At 63.9% G+C, this 17,320-nt stretch carries 10 protein-coding genes and 1 pseudogene; 6 read left to right on the top strand and 5 right to left on the bottom strand.

Annotated features, from left to right (window positions below):
* Window positions 1-96 precede the first annotated feature (96 nt).
* A complete protein-coding gene (locus G6N49_RS19165; RefSeq protein WP_011854641.1) occupies window positions 97-1,467 on the top strand; it encodes a restriction endonuclease in 1,371 nt (456 codons plus the stop codon).
* A 61-nt stretch (window positions 1,468-1,528) separates the two neighbouring features.
* On the opposite strand, the gene G6N49_RS19160 is transcribed toward G6N49_RS19165, so the two are convergent.
* Window positions 1,529-1,966, bottom strand: a complete 438-nt coding sequence (locus G6N49_RS19160; protein WP_179967769.1) for a very short patch repair endonuclease — start codon at window positions 1,964-1,966, stop codon at window positions 1,529-1,531.
* Window positions 1,967-2,028: 62 nt separating this feature from the next.
* On the opposite strand from G6N49_RS19160, the gene G6N49_RS19155 reads away from it, so the two are divergent.
* Window positions 2,029-3,126 (top strand): DNA cytosine methyltransferase, encoded by a 1,098-nt coding sequence (locus G6N49_RS19155; protein WP_083044882.1) that lies wholly within the window; start codon window positions 2,029-2,031, stop codon window positions 3,124-3,126.
* 24 nt (window positions 3,127-3,150) lie between these two features.
* On the opposite strand, the gene G6N49_RS19150 is transcribed toward G6N49_RS19155, so the two are convergent.
* On the bottom strand, window positions 3,151-6,519 hold the full coding sequence (locus tag G6N49_RS19150; protein WP_083044883.1) for a DEAD/DEAH box helicase: 3,369 nt from the start codon (window positions 6,517-6,519) through the stop codon (window positions 3,151-3,153).
* Window positions 6,520-6,640: 121 nt separating this feature from the next.
* On the opposite strand from G6N49_RS19150, the gene G6N49_RS19145 reads away from it, so the two are divergent.
* On the top strand, window positions 6,641-10,051 hold the full coding sequence (locus tag G6N49_RS19145) for a helicase-related protein (protein ID WP_011854645.1): 3,411 nt from the start codon (window positions 6,641-6,643) through the stop codon (window positions 10,049-10,051).
* Window positions 10,051-10,257 (top strand): annotated as a pseudogene (locus G6N49_RS19140) (DUF1156 domain-containing protein); the annotation flags it as partial. The gene G6N49_RS19145 and the pseudogene G6N49_RS19140, both read left to right, overlap by 1 nt.
* Window positions 10,258-10,940: 683 nt before the next feature.
* Here G6N49_RS19140 and G6N49_RS19130 read toward each other — a convergent pair.
* Window positions 10,941-13,037, bottom strand: coding sequence for a hypothetical protein (locus tag G6N49_RS19130; protein ID WP_235679545.1), 2,097 nt, complete (start codon window positions 13,035-13,037; stop codon window positions 10,941-10,943).
* 197 nt (window positions 13,038-13,234) lie between these two features.
* Between G6N49_RS19130 and G6N49_RS29580 the strand changes: the two genes are divergently transcribed.
* Together G6N49_RS29580 and G6N49_RS29575 are read left to right on the top strand one after the other, a co-directional pair.
* A complete protein-coding gene (locus tag G6N49_RS29580; protein ID WP_235679544.1) occupies window positions 13,235-13,624 on the top strand; it encodes a ribonuclease T2 family protein in 390 nt (129 codons plus the stop codon).
* Window positions 13,615-13,917: a hypothetical protein gene (locus G6N49_RS29575; protein ID WP_235679543.1), complete on the top strand. Its 303-nt coding sequence runs from the start codon at window positions 13,615-13,617 to the stop codon at window positions 13,915-13,917. The genes G6N49_RS29580 and G6N49_RS29575 overlap by 10 nt, the downstream gene beginning before the upstream one ends.
* A 232-nt stretch (window positions 13,918-14,149) precedes the next feature.
* Here G6N49_RS29575 and G6N49_RS19120 read toward each other — a convergent pair whose 3' ends face one another.
* Window positions 14,150-14,737, bottom strand: coding sequence for a TetR/AcrR family transcriptional regulator (locus G6N49_RS19120; RefSeq protein WP_011854648.1), 588 nt, complete (start codon window positions 14,735-14,737; stop codon window positions 14,150-14,152).
* Between the two features lie 1,082 nt (window positions 14,738-15,819).
* On the bottom strand, window positions 15,820-16,143 hold the full coding sequence (locus tag G6N49_RS19115) for a hypothetical protein (RefSeq protein WP_133056644.1): 324 nt from the start codon (window positions 16,141-16,143) through the stop codon (window positions 15,820-15,822).
* Window positions 16,144-17,320: the final 1,177 nt, after the last annotated feature.

Raw genomic sequence — 17,320 nt, 5'->3', positions numbered from 1 at the left:
CGGCCGGCTCAGTTATCCGCCGATTAACCGATCGGTCTGACGCTAACCTGATCAGCGATACACGGCTCCGTTGGGGAGCCGTCGGGCAGGGGCGTCATGAACGGGCCGAAAGCAGACATCGCCTGGGCAGCCTCGGCCGAAGTGGCCAACAAACCGCGGTTAGTGTTCGTAGGCGACGAACTGCGGTACGCGCAAGGGGCTAACCAACGCGACGTCGAGCTTGATGGGTTCGTCAACTACCATTGGCTAACGAGTCCCGGAGGCTTGGGATTACCGAAGGTCATGCTCGAGGCGGGCATCAATGCACCAGCGGAAGTGGTCGGTCCGGACCGTTCCAGACGAGCTCTGATTGCCATCCGATCCAGCCCGTGGAAGGCCGGCCACGAGACGAATCCATGGCATGACGAGTTCGACCTTGATCACGGACACGTTCGATACTTCGGCGACCACAAGCCGTCTACCGTTGGGCTGCCCGGAGAGACCAAAGGCAACCGATTACTGCTTGAAGCGGCCCGCCTGCACGCGGGGACTACCCGAGAGGAGCGGCTGCTGGCGCCACCACTGTTCCTTTTTCGTGCGGTCACTGTCCATCGTGCCGGTCGAGCGGTAGTGAAAGGACATGTGGAATTCTGCGGAGCCGCGATCATTGAGCGCTTGGAGCACGTCGTTCAGCGCGATCCCGAGACGGGCCGCAGTTTTCCCAATCTCTCGCTCGATCTCGCTGTCGTATCGGGTGGCGAAATCGATGGCGTCGACTTCCGCTGGATCGATGACCGGAGAAACGCTGCCCTCGCCGCTGGCGAAACCCTCCGCCATGCGCCGGAGTCCTGGATTCGTTGGGTCAGACAAGGGCGGCTCGCCATCCCCGGGATCCGACGGCGAGTGCTTGCAAGCGCTGTCCAAAGCAGCAAAGAGCAGCAGCCCGCCAGCGGATCAGCAGAGGCGGCCACCTTACAAACGCTTTACAAGTTCTATGACGGTCGAAAGCACGCGTTCGAGCTGCTGGCATCGAGGGTCGCCGCAGAGGTCTTTCGAGAGTCCGGCGCTCGGTACAAGGAGGGGTGGTTGTCCAGATCGTCAGGCGACGGCGGTGTCGATTTCATCGGTCGAATCGATATGGGGTCTTTAAAGGCCAGTACGCCGGTCGTTGTCCTCGGACAGGCGAAGTGCATCCAGCCGACTTCGTCGGTGTCGCCCGAGCAGGTTGCCCGTGTTGTGGCCCGATTACGCCGTGGATGGATCGGCGTCTACGTGACGACGGGATCCTTCTCGCGTCAGGCTCAGGTGGAGATCATCGACGACCAGTATCCAGTCGTGCTGATCGCCGGGGGAACACTTGCTGCCACAGTGCGTCGGATGGTCCAAGCGAACTACGGCGGCGATCTGGACGCCCTGTTGGCGTCGACGGTCGACGAGTATGGGGCGGCTGTGACACACCGCCGTCCCGAGGAAGTGATTTCCTTATAGAACGGGCGGTCCTCGAGTTACTCGCCAGCGGTCATTGTGCGGTCAATGGTGATCGAGGCCCTTAGCCAGTTCCGCGTCTCGACTCACTACGTTCCACAACCACGTCTTGTATTCGGTGCGCAGCGACCAGGGGGTCCTCGTGTTCCCAGATCCGGACGGTCACCCACCCAGCGTCGGCCAGCTTGCGGTCGGTATCGCGGTCCCGGGCCCGGTTGGCTTCGACCTTCGCGGCCCAGAACTCTCCGTTCGTAACGGCGACGGTGTGGTGATCGGGACAGCCGTGCCAGAAACAGCCGTCGAGGAATACCGCGACCTTCGCGCGTGAGAACACGAGGTCGGCGGTACGCCGTATCTCCTTCACGGGGCGAGTCGACACGCGGTACCGCAGCCCCAACGCGTGCACGGCGGATCGCAGAGCGACCTCGGGCTTGGTATCCCTGCCCTTGTTCGACCGCATGCTCGCCCTTACGCCAGGCGAGGAGGCCCAAGAGTCGGCCATCCATCCACAGTAATCGGTGAGCCTAGCGGTGGTCTGTCGGTCCAGCTGCCTAGCATGTTGGCGTGGCGCAGTCCCTGAAGCTGATCGACCTATTCGCAGGTTGTGGGGGTATGACCGCCGGCTTCAAGCCGCAGGGCTTCGATCCGGTGTTCTCCGTCGAGTTGAACCTCCACGCCGCCGCGACCTACGCCGCCAACTTCGGCGAGGACCACATCTTCTGGGGAGACATCGACGAGGCTCTCAAGGGCGAGGTACCCCACGCGGATGTAGTCATCGGCGGTCCGCCATGTCAGGGTTTCTCGAACTTGGGCAGTAAGGACGTCAACGACCCTCGGAACAAGCTTTGGAAGCGTTATCTCGAGGTGGTCGAACGCGCGAACCCGCGGGTGTTCGTCATCGAGAATGTTCAGCGGTTCCGAAATAGTGCCGAATTCCAACTGCTGTTGGACGAGGCGGAGCACGGAATGATCAGTCGCTACGAATTGACCCACGGGGTGCTTCTCGCGGCCGACTACGGTGTGGCGCAGCGCCGTCCACGCACAATCGTCATCGGCTCTCGGGTCGGAAGAGTCGACCTGCCGCCTCCCACTCACTCGAAGACGCCGACGGTGGACCTCGAACCGTGGATGACTGTCCGCGACCGCATCGGGACGCTTCCTGAGCGGCCCTCGACGACCTCCCTACCCGACGCTCGAACCACCTTCTTCGGCGAAGTCGTACCCGGACCGTTCAAGTGGTTGGATCTACACTTCGGCCGTAGTCCGCGTGAACGGTCCCTCCAGCGTTACGACTGCATTCCCCCGGGCGGCGGAAGATTCGATCTACCCGATGAACTGCTGTCGGCTTGTTGGCGAAACAAGCCGACCGGAACGACCGACGTCATGGGCCGCATGCGTTGGGACGCGCCGTCTTTGACGATCCGCATTGAATTCTTCAAGCCGGAGAAGGGGCAATACCTGCACCCACAATGGGATCCGAGCGATCCGCGGCGACGGGTCAACCGCGTGATCACCCATCTTGAGGCGGCTCAACTACAGGATTTCCCCGAATCCTTTGTTTGGTGCGGCTCGAAGACCGAGATCGCTAGACAGATCGGCAACGCTGTACCTGTTGGTCTCGCAGCGGCGTTGGCACGCCACATTCGCGCAGCACTGGCATGAGACTGAGGGGTGCAGGGTCGGCGCCTATCGGGCGTTCAGCCGGAGTACGGCAAGAATCGCGTCGCGGTCCGCTGCGCTGAGCCCTCGAAGCTTCAGCTTCTTTGCGACGAGCGCCAAAATCTCCGCGTCTGGCAATGGCCGGCCTCCTGAGACCTTGTCGCAGAGGTGACGCAACTCCGCCGGTGGGACGATGTCCACCGTTCGTGGTCCGAGCTGCCGAACATTCGCGGGCACTTGTGTCGGGAGCCTGAACGATCTCGGCTTGTTCCCGGCCCGGTTGAAAAGATTGTCGGAGACGATCATTCCTTGCTTCTCCGCCGCGGAGATCGCACGGTTCAGTAGCCGCGAGAACTCCTCGTAGGTATCGCTTCCGGCGGAACACGACCGGTAGACGTCATGGATACGCCAGCCGGTCACGGGCCCCTCGACCGCCACGATCTTCACGACATTCTTCAGGATCTGATCCGGGGATTCTCGCGAGATGGGCGCCAGGCGCTCCTCGAACGCGAGGTAGGGAGCGAGCCCGTCGGCGTTGGCTGGGCCAGATGTGGCGACAGTCGATGGGGATGTGTGTCCACTGCGCTTCGCTTGCCCCTGAGACGAGGCGGTGCTCAACGGCGGCGCTGAGCGCGAATCATCTAATGGTTGAGCGACAAACGTAGGCGCGGTCGGCGTCGATGGAACAGGACGCGCACGCCTATCACTCACGGCCGACACCGCTGCTCCGGACGCGTTGACACCGTCGCCGTTCGACGCACGCGCCGACCCGCCTAGAAGGCGTTCGCGTTCAGCGGCGATGATGTCGCGCGCCAGTTCGGCTTCGGTGATGTCATAGGCCTCGGGAGCGCTTGCGGCCATGTCGCTCTCCCGCGCGAAGCTCTCGAACAGAAGTTTCTTCGTTGCGAGGATCTCCCGCACTCGTTGATCGACACCTTCATCGGAAAGAAGCCGGTGAACCTGCACGGATTCCAGCTGCCCCATGCGATGTGCGCGGGCGATGGCCTGCCACTCGGTGGTGGGCTTGAGTTGCGGTTCGCAGATCACGACGACGGATGCCGCTTGGATGTTCAAACCCACGCCGCCGGCGACGATCTGAGCCACCAATACAGCGCCCTTCTGTGCGGCGGAGAAGTCGTCGACCATCACCTGGCGTTGGCTGGCGGCTACGGAACCGGTGAGAGGGCCGACGACTCGACCGGGCATGTGCCGTGCCACATCGCTGAGGACGTCAAGGAAGTGCGAGAAGACGACGACGCGGCGGCCGTTATCCTCTGCCTCTTCGACGATCTCGATCAGACGTTGCATCTTCGATGACTTGAGTCCCTGCCTCATACTTGCTTGGCGCATCGCCATGAAGTTGCGTTGCTCCACCGCCGCGCGATACGCCGATGCATCCGCGCCCGACATCGGCACCCACTCCTCGACCTCGACGAGGTCGGGCAACTCGGTGAGTACGTCTTCTTGATTGCGGCGAAGGTAGGCAGGTGCGACTTGGCGACGGAACTTCTTCGGAGCGAACTCGTTGGCGTCCAGTATGAGATCAGGGCGAAGGTAACCGACGAGATTTCGGAACTCGTCCAGCCGATTCTCCAACGGTGTTCCCGTGAGCAGAATTGCTCGCTCGCAGGAACCGATCAGCTGCGAAGTCCTCTGTGTACGAAGCGCATCGGGGTTCTTGATGTAGTGCGCTTCGTCGACGACTACGCAGCCTAGTTGCGGTACTGCAACGTTATCGGTGAGCCAGCGCAGCGTCTCGAAAGTGGTCACGGCGACGCCGCCATTGCGTTGCCAGTTCTTGGCCGCCCACTGCCGGTCAGGCCCGTGTAAACGATGTGCGTTTAGTTTCGACTTGGCGGTTACTTCGCGAATCCAGTTCGTCACCACTGCCGCGGGACAGACAACGAGGAAGTTCTGCTCGCCCTTGGCTCGAAGGTGTGCCAAGGCGGCGATGGCTTCGACGGTCTTGCCCAGGCCCATCTCGTCGCCGATGATCACCTTCCGCTGAACGAGGGCGAACCGCGCCGCGAAGCTTTGGTAACCGCGCAGTGACGCTGTGAGGTGGTCGCACTTCAACTCCAGATCACGTACAGCTTCGATGATCTCCGTGGGTAAGTCGCCGTGGGCTTTCTCGTCGTCCTCAGTGATGAAGCCCAATTCGGCGAGCAGCGCGAAATAGTCTGCCGGGCGTGCGAGGAAGTCCTCCCACGGGTCCCCGCTTACGGCGGAGTCTCGGGCGTCGGCGATGGAACGTGCCACTCGAGCGACGATTTGAATGGCGTCTCGGAAGTCCTCGACGGTCGATGAGGCGGTCGGAATGACGATGGCATGGCTGACCGTCTTGTCGATTGCGGACGCAAGAGGAGCCAGTTCCTGAACGATCGCCATTTCAGCAGTCGAAGCGGAGGCGCGACGCGCGGCATCCCAGGCGCGAAGGCTGCGGAGGAATTCCGTGTGTTCGGAGGTACGGTTCTTAATGTCGATACGCATCGGCATTTCGTCGAATGTGTTCTGCCGCAGTGTTCGCGCCGCCGCCCGGATGCGGGTCGCGGAGGTCTGCCCGATACCGTCGAAGTATTCGAGGACTGCCTCGTTGGCCAACACGTCGAGCACGTTGGTGATGCCGTTGGCCGTCAGAGCGCCGACGCGGATCTTGTCGCGCGTCGCCTCACGGAGCCGTTCGACTGACATGTCAGCCAGCATTCGGTCAGTCTCTTTGTTCCGAACGTTATTGCCGGCGTCGACTGCGGACCTCCGTAGTAAGGCCTCCTCTGCCGCTGCGCGACGGATCACGGCAATGGCGTTCGGGAGTATGGCGAAAGTCTTCGAGTCTTCGATTGCTGCCGTTTCGCCGTTGCTGGGCAACTGGGCCTTGAAGCCCACCCAGTCGGCCAGTGCGTCGCGCGCCGTAAGGGCGCGGATTCGGTCGTCGTCGATCGGCCTCGCTTGTTCGATGGCCGGTCCTATACCGCTGGTCAGGAACCACCGGTGATAGTCGGTGAGGAAGCGAGCGGCCTGGTTAGCCTTGTCTCGTGTTCCTCCGAACAGCAGCAGCCGTCCGAAGCCGGTGACCTTGCGCAAGTCGTCGGTGGCGGCGGCGATCTCGGTGGTGAGGCGGTCAAGTTCACGCTGAACGTCGGGGTGAACCTGCGGGAGGCACGCGGCCCGCGCTAGGCACTGGACGAGCGCCTGGTCATCAAAACGCAGAGGGATGACGTGCCACAGGCCTAGATCGCCCCGCCGTGCCGTCACTGTGCGAGCGCGAAGCGCCGCCGACTGCGCGGCCGAAGAACCAGCAACTTCTTCCCGAGCCGACACCACCGCCTTCGCGGCGTCAACCCATGCGCGTACTTCATCACCGATCGCCGACGTCGACGGCTGTTCTTGGCTAACCATTGTCCCCAAAATCGACTCGCTTCTTGTCGGAGGTTAGCGGATCTAGCGATGTTCGCGAAGTGTCAGAAAATGTCGGTGTGGTCGACTAGCGTGGACCAGCTATCCACAGGGGAGGACGGAAGTGCTGCTGGAAGAGTTGAAGCCTGGGCTGCGCATCGACGGGCTGATTCCGGCCCAAGTGATCACGGTGATCTTCGCCCAGTGGCACGGCACCGACGCCCTCGAGCTGACTTACAAGACGAACGATGGTGCGCTGGGCCAGCAGGTGGTCTTCCGAAAAGATCAGGACAGCCTCACGGTCGCTCAGACCGGCAGCCGTGCGTTCGATGCCAATGCCACCGACTTCAAGATGGTCGCCGAGGCTCAGCGGATCACTCTGGCCGGGCTGTTCGACCCGATGCTTGCCGTGGCCACCAGTGATGTTCGGCCTCTTCCCCACCAGATCCGAGCGGTCTACGGCGAGCTTCTCCCCCGCACCCCGCTGCGCTTCCTGCTCGCCGACGACCCTGGCGCAGGCAAGACCATCATGGCCGGCCTCTACATCAAAGAGCTGCTCTTGCGCGACGACGTGCGGCAATGCTTGATCGTCGCGCCTGGCGGGCTGGTCGAGCAGTGGCAGGACGAACTGTTCTTCAAGTTCGGGCTGCGCTTCGACCTGCTGACCAACCAGCTCATCGATGCCAACGTCAACCTCAACGTCTTCGAAACCCACCCGCTGCTGATCGCCCGGATGGATCAATTATCGCGCAACGAGGAACTGCAGGCCCAGCTCAAGGACACCGAATGGGACCTGATCATCGTCGACGAGGCGCACCGCATGGGCGCCCACTACTTCGGCGGCAAACTCGAGAAGACCAAGCGCTTCCTCCTCGGCGAGCTGCTCGGCCGCATAACGCGGCATCTGTTGCTGATGACCGCGACCCCGCACTCCGGTAAGGAAGAGGACTTCCAGCTCTTCCTCACGCTGCTCGACCGCGATCGCTTCGAGGGCAAGAACACCAAGACCGCCAACACCGACGGCATCATGCGCCGCATGGTCAAAGAGGATCTCCTCACCTTCGAGGGTAGGAAACTCTTCCCGGAGCGTCGCGCCGAGACAGTGCCTTACGAGCTCACGGAACTGGAGTACTCGCTCTACGAGCAGGTCACCGCCTACGTTCGAGAGGGCATGAACCGCGCCGACCGGGTGGGTGGCAAACGCAAGAACACCGTGGGCTTCGCGCTGACCGTGCTGCAGCGCCGGCTGGCGTCCAGCCCGGAAGCCATCTACAAGAGCCTCGTTCGCCGTACCGAACGCCTCGAGCGCAAGAAGCAGGAGATCCTCGACGGGACCTACGCCGACAAGGAACCCACCATCGATCTCGAAAGTCTCGACGGTGACGATTACAACTCCGAACAGATCGAAGAGCTGGAGGAGGAACTCCTCGACGCCGCCACCGCCGCGCAGACGGTGGAGGAACTCGACGCAGAACTCCTCGAACTGGCAGACCTCGTGAAGGTTGCCAGACAGGTTCGCGACTCCGGGACCGACCGCAAGTGGTCGGAGCTGAGCCGCATACTTCAAGACGAGGCGCTGACCGTCGACGCCAACGGGTGGCCGCGCAAACTCATCATCTTCACCGAGCATCGCGACACACTCGACTACCTCGCCGGCCGCATCCGAACACTGATCGGCAAGCCTAACGCCGTCCAAGCCATCCACGGCGGGGTGCGCCGCAGAGAGCGGCGCATGATCACCGAGGAGTTCACAAAGAACCGCGACTGCCAGATCTTGCTCGCCACTGACGCAGCCGGCGAAGGGCTTAATCTGCAAGCCGCCCACCTCATGGTCAACTACGACTTGCCATGGAACCCCAACCGCATCGAACAGCGCTTCGGCCGCATCCACCGCATCGGCCAAGAAGAAGTTTGTCGTCTGTGGAATCTGGTCGCCAGCAACACGCGCGAAGGCGCGGTGTTCGAACGCCTGCTGCAAAAGATCGAAGAGCAGCGGAAGGCGTACGGCGGCAAGGTCTTCGACGTTCTCGGCGAGGCCTTTTCCGAGACACCGCTTCGCGAACTCCTGCTGGACGCGATTCGCTACGGGGAGCGCGATGATGTGAAGGCCAAGATGCACGAGGTCATCGACCATAAGGTGGCTGACGGACTCAAGGAGCTGCTCGACGAACGCGCCCTGGCGTCGGACCATCTCGCCGACGCCGACCTGGCCAAGCTGCGTGCGGCGATGGACGAGGCTCGTGCGCGCCGCCTGCAACCGCACTACATCGAACTCGCGTTCAAGGCGGCGTTCACCCGGCTGGGGGGCAGGATTGCCAAGCGCGAACGCGGCCGCTACGAGATCGCCAACGTGCCGGCGCAAATCAGAGCCAGCAAGTATCAGCCCATCGCGACCAAATACGACCGGATCACCTTCGACCTCGATCACGTGCACTCCGACGAACTCACACGCGCCGACCTACTCGCACCAGGACACCCGCTACACGACGCGGTAATGGACGAGGCGATCCGGCACTTCGGCGGGACGCTCAACAGCGGCACGGTGCTCGTGTCGGCGACGCTGGAGGAACCGCATCTGCTGGTTGGGGTTGTCGAAGAAGTCGCCGACGCCACCGGCGCCGCAGTGTCTCGTCGATTCGGCTACGCCTTCGTCGACAGCCTCGGCACCGTGACGCCCGCCGGCCCAGCACCGTATCTGGATTGTGTGGCGGCGCCCGATACTCCAGCGGTGGCGACAGCGCGCGAACTTCCCTGGCTGGCAGACGCCGAAGACCGCGCCACTAGCTGGATCATCACCACCCAACTACCTGAGTACCTCGCCGAGGTACAGCCAAGACGTGCCGCCGAACTAGCCAAGTGCCGCGACCTCGTTGTCAAAAGACTTGAGGGCGAACGCGACCGAATGCTCCTCGATGCCGCAGTGGCAGCAGAGAAAGAACGATCCGGCGAAAAGCCGAAAGAGTCGGCCGAAAGCCTCAACCGCAAGGCCGTCGAACTTGACGCGCGCCTACGCAATCGCCTCGAGTTGCTCGACAAGCAGTCGCTGATGTCGACCAAACCGCCGCGCATCATGACGGCCGCACTAGTGCTACCGGTTGCCATGGTGGATAGCGAGTTGCCGTCCTCTGCGCCGATCCACGCAAAGGAGACCAAGGAAGTCGAGCGTCGAGGTGTCGATCTAGTGATGGCGACGGAACGAACGCTTGGCCGCACACCGGTCGAACAAGCATTCAACAACAAGGGATTCGACATCCTGTCCTCGGATGCTGGCGGTGATACCTATCGCATCGAGGTCAAGGCCCGATTGGATGGTGCCACTGACTTCTTTGTTACGCACAACGAAGTGATGGTCGGCAAGAACGCGGCACCTCGCTACCGGCTGGCATTGGTCAAGGTTGATCCGCGCGGACCGGCCCATGACGAAGTGCGTTATCTAAACAATCCATTTGCCTCGACCGACCTCGGCGACTTCGACGCCACCGGCGTGCGTGGCGACTGGACCAAAATGTGGAACAGAGGAACTGAGCCATTTTGATGATTTCCGATATCCAGGCACCAAAGCGCAAGCTGATCGAAGTTGCTATGCCCCTCGTAGCAATCAACCGAGAGTCAGCACGGGAGAAATCGATTCGTCATGGCCATCCTTCGATGCTGCATATATGGTGGGCGCGTCGCCCCCTGGCGGCGTGTAGGGCGGTCGTATTCGCCCAGATGGTTGACGATCCGTCTTCGCACCCAGATTCCCGAGCACCGGTACCAACGGCGTGCCCATCGCCACCCCGTTGAGTCGGGTGAACTCGGTACAGTCCTCGTCGCGCACCACCGGGCGGATCAGCGCGGTAATCAGATCCCAAGTACCACTGCTGATCTCACCACTTGTGCAGCCGAGCGACGCCACCTCCCGCAGCGTGTTCCACAGCGCGGCATCCGGGCCGACCGGCAGGTTGTCGCCGTACTTCTCGAAATCGGACTGCAGCACATACAGCGGTCCGCCTCTCGGCCCGACCCGCTCACGGTGGGCGCGGATGAACGCCGCGAACGCCCGCATCGCGCCCACGTTCGTCACCCCCGGCAGATACGAGTACACCCCCGGCAGGCCGTAGCAGCGGGCGTTGTGCGACAACAGCTTGAACAGCGCCGACCCGACAATGTGGTCGACGAACCCCGGCATGTGCGCCGCGCGGCGCTTGCCGTCCCGCTCCAGGAACCACAGGTCGACCGGCTGCGGCTCGTAGCTGCCCTCGGCGATGCTCGCGGCGATGGCGCGAGACAACACCTTTCGATCGGCCGCCGCGTCGAAATACGTCACGCCGTCCGCCACGTCGTGGAAGCCCATGCCCCGCTCGTTGCGCTTGGCGTAGATCCGCAGGATGGTGGACTCGTAGGTCGCCGGGTCGACGAGGCATGCGTCGATGTCGACCGGGTCAAGCGCCATGGACGGCCGCCTCCCGCTCCCACTGGCCGAGCCGCCACGCCCGCAGCGTCCGCAGCCACCGCTGGAACTGCGCCGGCTCGGGATTTGGCGGCAGCAGGAAGATCATCCGCACCTTGTTCTCGTAAAAGATCGGGGACAGCCAGCGCCCGGCCACCGACACCACCAACGCGTCGTCGTCGAGGCTCTTCATCGCAGCCGGCAGGATCGCCGGCACCAGGTCCTCGTCGAGCGTGCGCATGGCCTGCGCGCCCGCGCGGGTGTCCAGATCGGCCACCATCCCGTCGGGGAAGCTGTCGAGGAACTCCGGCGCGAGGCATTCCGGGCTCTGCGGCTCCTGCGGCACGCCCGCAATCCCTTTGAGCCACTGCGCGGTCATGATGCGGTCCAGCGCCGCGCGTCCGTCCGGGGCCGGCTCCCGCCAGAACTGGCCGCGGTTGGCGGCGCCGCCGGTGGCGGTCTGCACCTCGAGATGGGGCTGCCAGTCCGGACCGAAAGACGAACGCACGTAGAACACCAGCGACGTCGCCGAACAGAACGCCAGACTTCCTCTGTCCGTCAACGTAGAACGCATCAGCTCGATCGCGGCGGCGCGCTGCCGCTCCGGGATCCACTCCGGGACGGTGATCGTCCCGGCGCGCACCGGTCCCGGCTCGGCGGCCAGCGTCCGGATCCAGTCGCCGAGCGGCAACTGGGTGGGCGAGGGCGGGATGCGGTCGCGCAGGTGCTGCCGGTTGATGTGCACGATCAGCAGCGTGATCATCGCCGCGGTGAGTTCGACGAGATCCGATGCCGGGTTCGCGTCGATCCACACCAGCGCGAACAGCACCGCCGAGAACGCGATGGTGAGGTTGAGCGCGCGGAACTGCCCCTCGGCGAACAGCCGGACCTGATAAGTGCCGATGAAGCTGCGCACGATGAACAGCGGCAGCAGCGCCAACAGGAAGGTGAACGGGATCCCGGGCAGCACGAACAGCCCCAGCACCACGGCGAGCCCCCAGAAGTACAGGGTGACCACCGGCGTGACAAGCAGCAAGCGGTGAAAGAACCACACCCGGTACTCGCGCAACGCCGGAATGCGCCGCAGCCGAACGAAATCGAAGTAGAAGACCGCGGTGGCCTCGTAGGCGCCGCGCAGCAGCGGCAGCACCAGGTAGAAGAACTGGAAGGCGTCGATGTCGCGCCATGCCTCGAATCCGGCGGTCAGGTCGAAGGACCGGGTGCTGGTGCCGTAGATGCCGGCGATCGCCAGGACGGCGATCGCGTCGAGCCGCAGGCCCAGTCCGGCCACCGCGGCCTCGGCGCCCTGCCGTACGGGGAACCGCGGCAACCGATCGCGCAGCGATCGCGCCGCCCGGGGGCGCGGGGAGACGCCGTTGAGGCGGTAGAGGCGCAGGGCGAAGTGGACGGTGATCCAGATCGACAGCGCGTTGGCGACGATGATCGCGACGACCACGGCGGCGGCGGGGTAGAAGAACACCCCGGCGCCGATGACCACGATCTGCACGGCGGTCGGGGCGAACAGCGTCCACAGCGGCCGGTAGATCCGTCGGGTGGCGTACATGCCGGAATGTAGGACCCGCACCGGCATTCGCAGCGCGAGTTCGAGGACGACCAGCAGCGCGTACAGCAGCCCGCGCGGATCGTCGGTGGAGGGTAGCAGCGACAACGCCACCGCCGCACCGGCGACCGCTACGCCCGTCGCCACAACCAGGGACAGCACCAGCCAGCTGCTGATCTCGCGCTCGACGGCGTCGCGGTCGCGGGTCAGCGAGAGTCCGCGCAGGCGTTCGCGCATCACCTCGAGCAGTCCCCACCAGGCGCCGGTGACGATGAGGCTGCCGACGCGCAGGATCATCACCGTGAACGCCGCGAGGCCACCGAGGCTGGTGAGGATGATCAGGAACTCGGCGACGTGGACGACGAACGTCGCGCCGTCGACGAGCAGCGCGTACCGCAGGCGGTACCGGAAGTACTCGAACATCTTGCCGGTCAGCAGGCACCCGTACAGGGACACCGTGCGGTGCTGGCGGCGGCCGGTGCGCTCGAACCAGCGGTCGATGTCATTCGCCCGGACATCCTTCACCACGGCGGCACCTCCACAACCCCTTTCGTCGACGATCACGCAACGCCGACGCATTGCTGTGGGAGGCTGGTGCGCGAAGAGAGCGTGGAACATCCTGCTCACCCTGGGTAGAAGGGTGCACCATGCGGCGAGGTGACGTAGCCGTATTGTCGATTTCCGCGGCGCTGACCGCGGTGGTCGTCGCCGCTGTGGTCTTCAGCGTGACGGTGCTCGACCGCACGCCGAACCCGGCTGCAATGGTCTCCGATGATTCCGCCTCGAGCTTGCTGGTGCTGACGTGGGCGCCCAGCTTCTGCACGGTCGAGGCGCAGAACCCGGCGTGCGGGTCCGGTGAGGTCGCGAAAAAAGGCCAGACGCTGGTGCTGCATGGTCTGTGGCCTCAGCCGCGCGACCGGCAGTACTGCGGCATGCCGCAAGATCTGCGCGACCGCGAATCCGTCTGGCCGCCAATGCAATTGTCCGACGAGGTGCGCAACCGGCTGCAGTCGGCGACGGTCGACAGTGCATCGCTGGCGCACACGAGTGGTACACCCATGGGACCTGCTCGGGTGTCTCGCCGGACGCCTACTTCGGCGACGCGGTGGCTCTGACCGAGGAGGCGCGCGAGGTCCTCGATCCCGTACTGCGTGATGCGGCCGGCGGGAGGTTGACGTTGGCCGCCGTCCGGGCGCGCATCGACGAGTCCTTCGGCGTGGGGGCCGGCGAGAGGGTGGGCCTCGGGTGCCGGACGGGGCCCGGGGAGGGCGCGGTCATCGTCGAGGTGCGGCTGTCTCTACCGCCGGTCATCGCGCTGCGCGACACCGATGGGACTGTGTCGCTTGCGAAGTCGCTTCCCGAAGGGCCGCCGGTGCCGATGCAGTGCCGGCACGGGAGCGTGCCGTAAGCGCCCCACGACGCTCGCGGCCGACAACTTACGGTGACGACCGCGGGGATCATGTGCGGAAGGTCGCCGACCCGCGAAACAGTGTGAGTAGTCGAACCGCGATTTCGGTGCAGAGAGGCGCCGTAGTAGGCGAAGAGCGGCCACGACCAATGACGGCAAGAACACCGCGCACGCTCGGGTCATCGGGCAACTCGCGAGCCTGGACAAGCGGCTCGGCTCGCATGTCACAGAGTCAGGGCGGCGGTCGGCTCCAGTGTTCGGCGAGCGCGCCGTCGACCAGCCTGCCGAGGTAGCCCGAATCGGCATACTTCTGTTGAATAGTGATGCGGAACATGACGGCGCCGAGCACAGTCGCGAGCAGTTCGTCGGTGTCGGGTCGACTGCTGAGCTCGCCGCTGGCGATCGCTCGGTCGAGCATGTGGTCGAGGACTACGCGGGTTCGGCGGTTCAAGTTCTCACGCAAGACCCGCGCGGCGGGGCTTTGATCGGCGTTTGCCACCATCATTGCGATGAACTGGGACATAACCGGTTGGGTGACCTGCTCGGCTGCGCGGATGAGTTCGCTGTGCAGCCATTGGCGAAGCGGGCCATCGCCTGAGTGCAATAACGGCTGATCAGCCCGCGTCAGGGCTTCAGTCACCAGATCCACTGTCTTAGGCCAGTGCCGATACACGGTGGCGCGCCCTACACCCGCGCGCGTTGCGACACGTTGATGGGTCAACCCCGACGCGCCTTCTTCTTCGAACAGCGACGCGACAGCATCCGCCACAGCCGCACGAGTGCGGCTCACGCGCGCGTCCTCGGCCGCTGTTTCGCTCATCGGCCCCTACATCCCGTCCCAGTTGAAGTCTCATGACATCGGACAAAGCAAGTGTAGTGCTGCCGGTGATGTCCTGACGTCGCACGAACTTTGCACCATACCAAGTTTCACGCACCCTGCTGGGGCCTGCGGTGCGATAGCGCTTCCGGTCAGCGGCCATGTTGACCAAGGCTTTGACGGTCACTCGACCGGCCTGCTTTTCGGTGATCGCCGGCTCCGCTGACGAGAACGCTGCTCGCGGTGGCGTTCGTTGTGGACCGCGGTGCATTTCGGGCAACGACAGCCCCAATACGAATAGCCGCTGACCGTGCCGTGCGCGTCGACTGGTGTGGGCTCGCTGCGCTTGCGTTCGCGCCGCTTCTGATACGTAAGGGCCCAGGCCCGCCGACAGCGCTCGCAGCGGCAGCCCAGATTGGAGTAGCCGTTACCACTGCCATGCCGTGGATCACCGTCGCCTGGACGGATGAGAGGAGTGGGCCGCTCTGATATATCCACCGTCGAACCTCCCGTAGTCTCGGCCTGCGCGAGTCCGCCAACCCGCTCAACGCGCCTTGCCAGGTGAACGATGTTGGGCGACAACACCAGCCGTTCGCCGAGCCGGTCGGCTCGCGCTCCCGACGAGTTCGCGCCCCCTGCGGCGGAATAACCAACGCGTCGAGCCGCGCTCGCTCGGTCGACGGATTGGAGACGTTCATGCTCTGTGCGCGCGAAGAGCAGATTGGCGGTCAGGTTTTTGCAGTTCCGCTGTCGCTGTCGTCGTTCGACGTATCCGTGGATGAGTCGCAGGGGCACTGTGCGTCGGCCTCCCGCTTCGCGGCTGGGCGGTCGATTCGAAGAGTCGGCGGCGCTCAAGTCCCCTGCCGCCCTCGCCGGCAGGCACCGGCGCGTGGTGCGGTGGCCATCGCAGGTGGCGCCACCTGCTCGACGAAGGAGGTCATCGCGTCCCGCCCGGGACGGCTTATCGCCGTTCCGATAATGGAACGACTCGGAGCCGTCGGCTGCTGCGGCGCAGCAACCCACCGCGTGGACGATCAAACTTCCGGCCAAATCCTGCGCAACCCGGTTGACCACTCGAACGCCGATCACACGCGGGGGGTGGCCGCGATCAAATCGGCGGCATCGCGGTGATAGGTGACCAGCACATCAAAAATTTCCCGATCGCGTTGCCGCGCTGAGGCCTCCAGATTCGGGCGAATCGGGGTGAACGACAACGCCGAGCGGTGACCGGAAGACTTCGTTGTCCGCGGCACATCTCCGTTGAACGACGCATGTGTTGAATATTCGGCCAGGGCCGTCACGCCGGATTCGACGAAGTCTGCTTCGAAACGAGAGATGAGCTGCCCGATCGCTCCTGTACTGGTACACAGAACGCGGTGAACGTACGTGGGTGGCTTGTCCCGGTCCACGTTCGTGACCGTGCCGTCGAAATCCGAGGGCTCCCCTGCAGCTTGCAGCCCGGGTGCGCTACCTTCTAGAACCGCCGGACTGTCAGAGCCGCGCGTCAACGCCACACCACCGCGAACCGGGAAAGCTGGTCCGCGGAATCGGCCCCACGGGAGGGACGTACGAAGTTCGCCATCGTCATTCGTGCATACCTTTCAGTGGTGGGCGCTTACCCGCAGAGAGCTTCCTAATCACCGAGAAAAAGTTTGCTGCCACTCGTCACATGTCCCGGTCGGGGGTCTGACGACGTCTTTGGCCGTCACCCATGCGAAGGTCATCTGGACAGCCACAGCGAAGTGTCAGATCCGCGGAAACGAGTTTGCAGGCGGGCGGCAAGGACCGCGGTCGGACCTTCGCAGATCCCGCCAGTTCGTTCGTCGATGCCGGTCCAACGGTGAAGGCCGCCTGTTCGACCCGGTGGTAGCGAATAAACAAGGCGGCGACCAGATTCAGAACCTCGCCGTTGTCATGACGCGACTCGAGCCGGCCCGGGGATAGCCTGGCATCCAGCGCAGACATCAAAGAGGCAGCGGCAGAACATCTCTCATTGACACGGCCTAACCCAGGGCGGCCTTAGGCCCCGGTTCCAGGCAGGCCGCCAAAGCCACGGCAGATACCGCCGTCTTCATGCTGGCAACCTCGCGCCTCCTACACGTCGTGTGGTTGTGAGACATCATGCACCACATCTAGTTATGGGTCAAGTTGTCTCATCCGAAGATGACCGGTTGGCTGGGACAGCTGCCGCACGCCGGCGTTTCTCCACGGGTCAAGGCGCACGCTTGCCAAACGGAAAGTGGCGCTCTACGGTAATCCATCATATGTTTAGCGAGTTTGCTCACAGTGTTGTGGCCTCTGTGAGGGGCAGCGCAATCTCTCGCGAAGGTGCCAACAGGGAGGACGTTTGTTGATGAAGCCGTGGGCTCTGATCGGATCCACTGCTGGAAGGTCCGGCGCGCCAGGCGACCCACACCTCCCAAACGGCGGCTGGCGCCAGGAGTCGACACGTCGACCCCGGGCCGCCTCAGGCCTTATCGACGCGTCGCGCCGGTCTTGCCGCGCTGCGCAGTCCGGGCCTGTATTCCCTGCAACCGCTTTTCCCATGCCGGCTAGCGTGCCGCCTCCGATACCGGTCGCCGTGCC

The sequence above is a fragment of the Mycolicibacterium monacense genome, assembly GCF_010731575.1.
Classification (GTDB): domain Bacteria; phylum Actinomycetota; class Actinomycetes; order Mycobacteriales; family Mycobacteriaceae; genus Mycobacterium; species Mycobacterium monacense.
This window is presented reverse-complemented; position numbering and strand designations above follow the sequence as displayed.

What these genes read in the sequence shown, in the direction of transcription:
- G6N49_RS19150 (WP_083044883.1), bottom strand. Translation starts at nt 6,519, where the DNA reads ATGGTTAGCCAAGAACAGCCGTCGACGTCGGCGATCGGTGATGAAGTA.
- G6N49_RS19120 (WP_011854648.1), bottom strand. Translation starts at nt 14,737, where the DNA reads ATGAGCGAAACAGCGGCCGAGGACGCGCGCGTGAGCCGCACTCGTGCG.
- G6N49_RS19160 (WP_179967769.1), bottom strand. Translation starts at nt 1,966, where the DNA reads ATGGCCGACTCTTGGGCCTCCTCGCCTGGCGTAAGGGCGAGCATGCGG.
- G6N49_RS19165 (WP_011854641.1), top strand. Translation starts at nt 97, where the DNA reads ATGAACGGGCCGAAAGCAGACATCGCCTGGGCAGCCTCGGCCGAAGTG.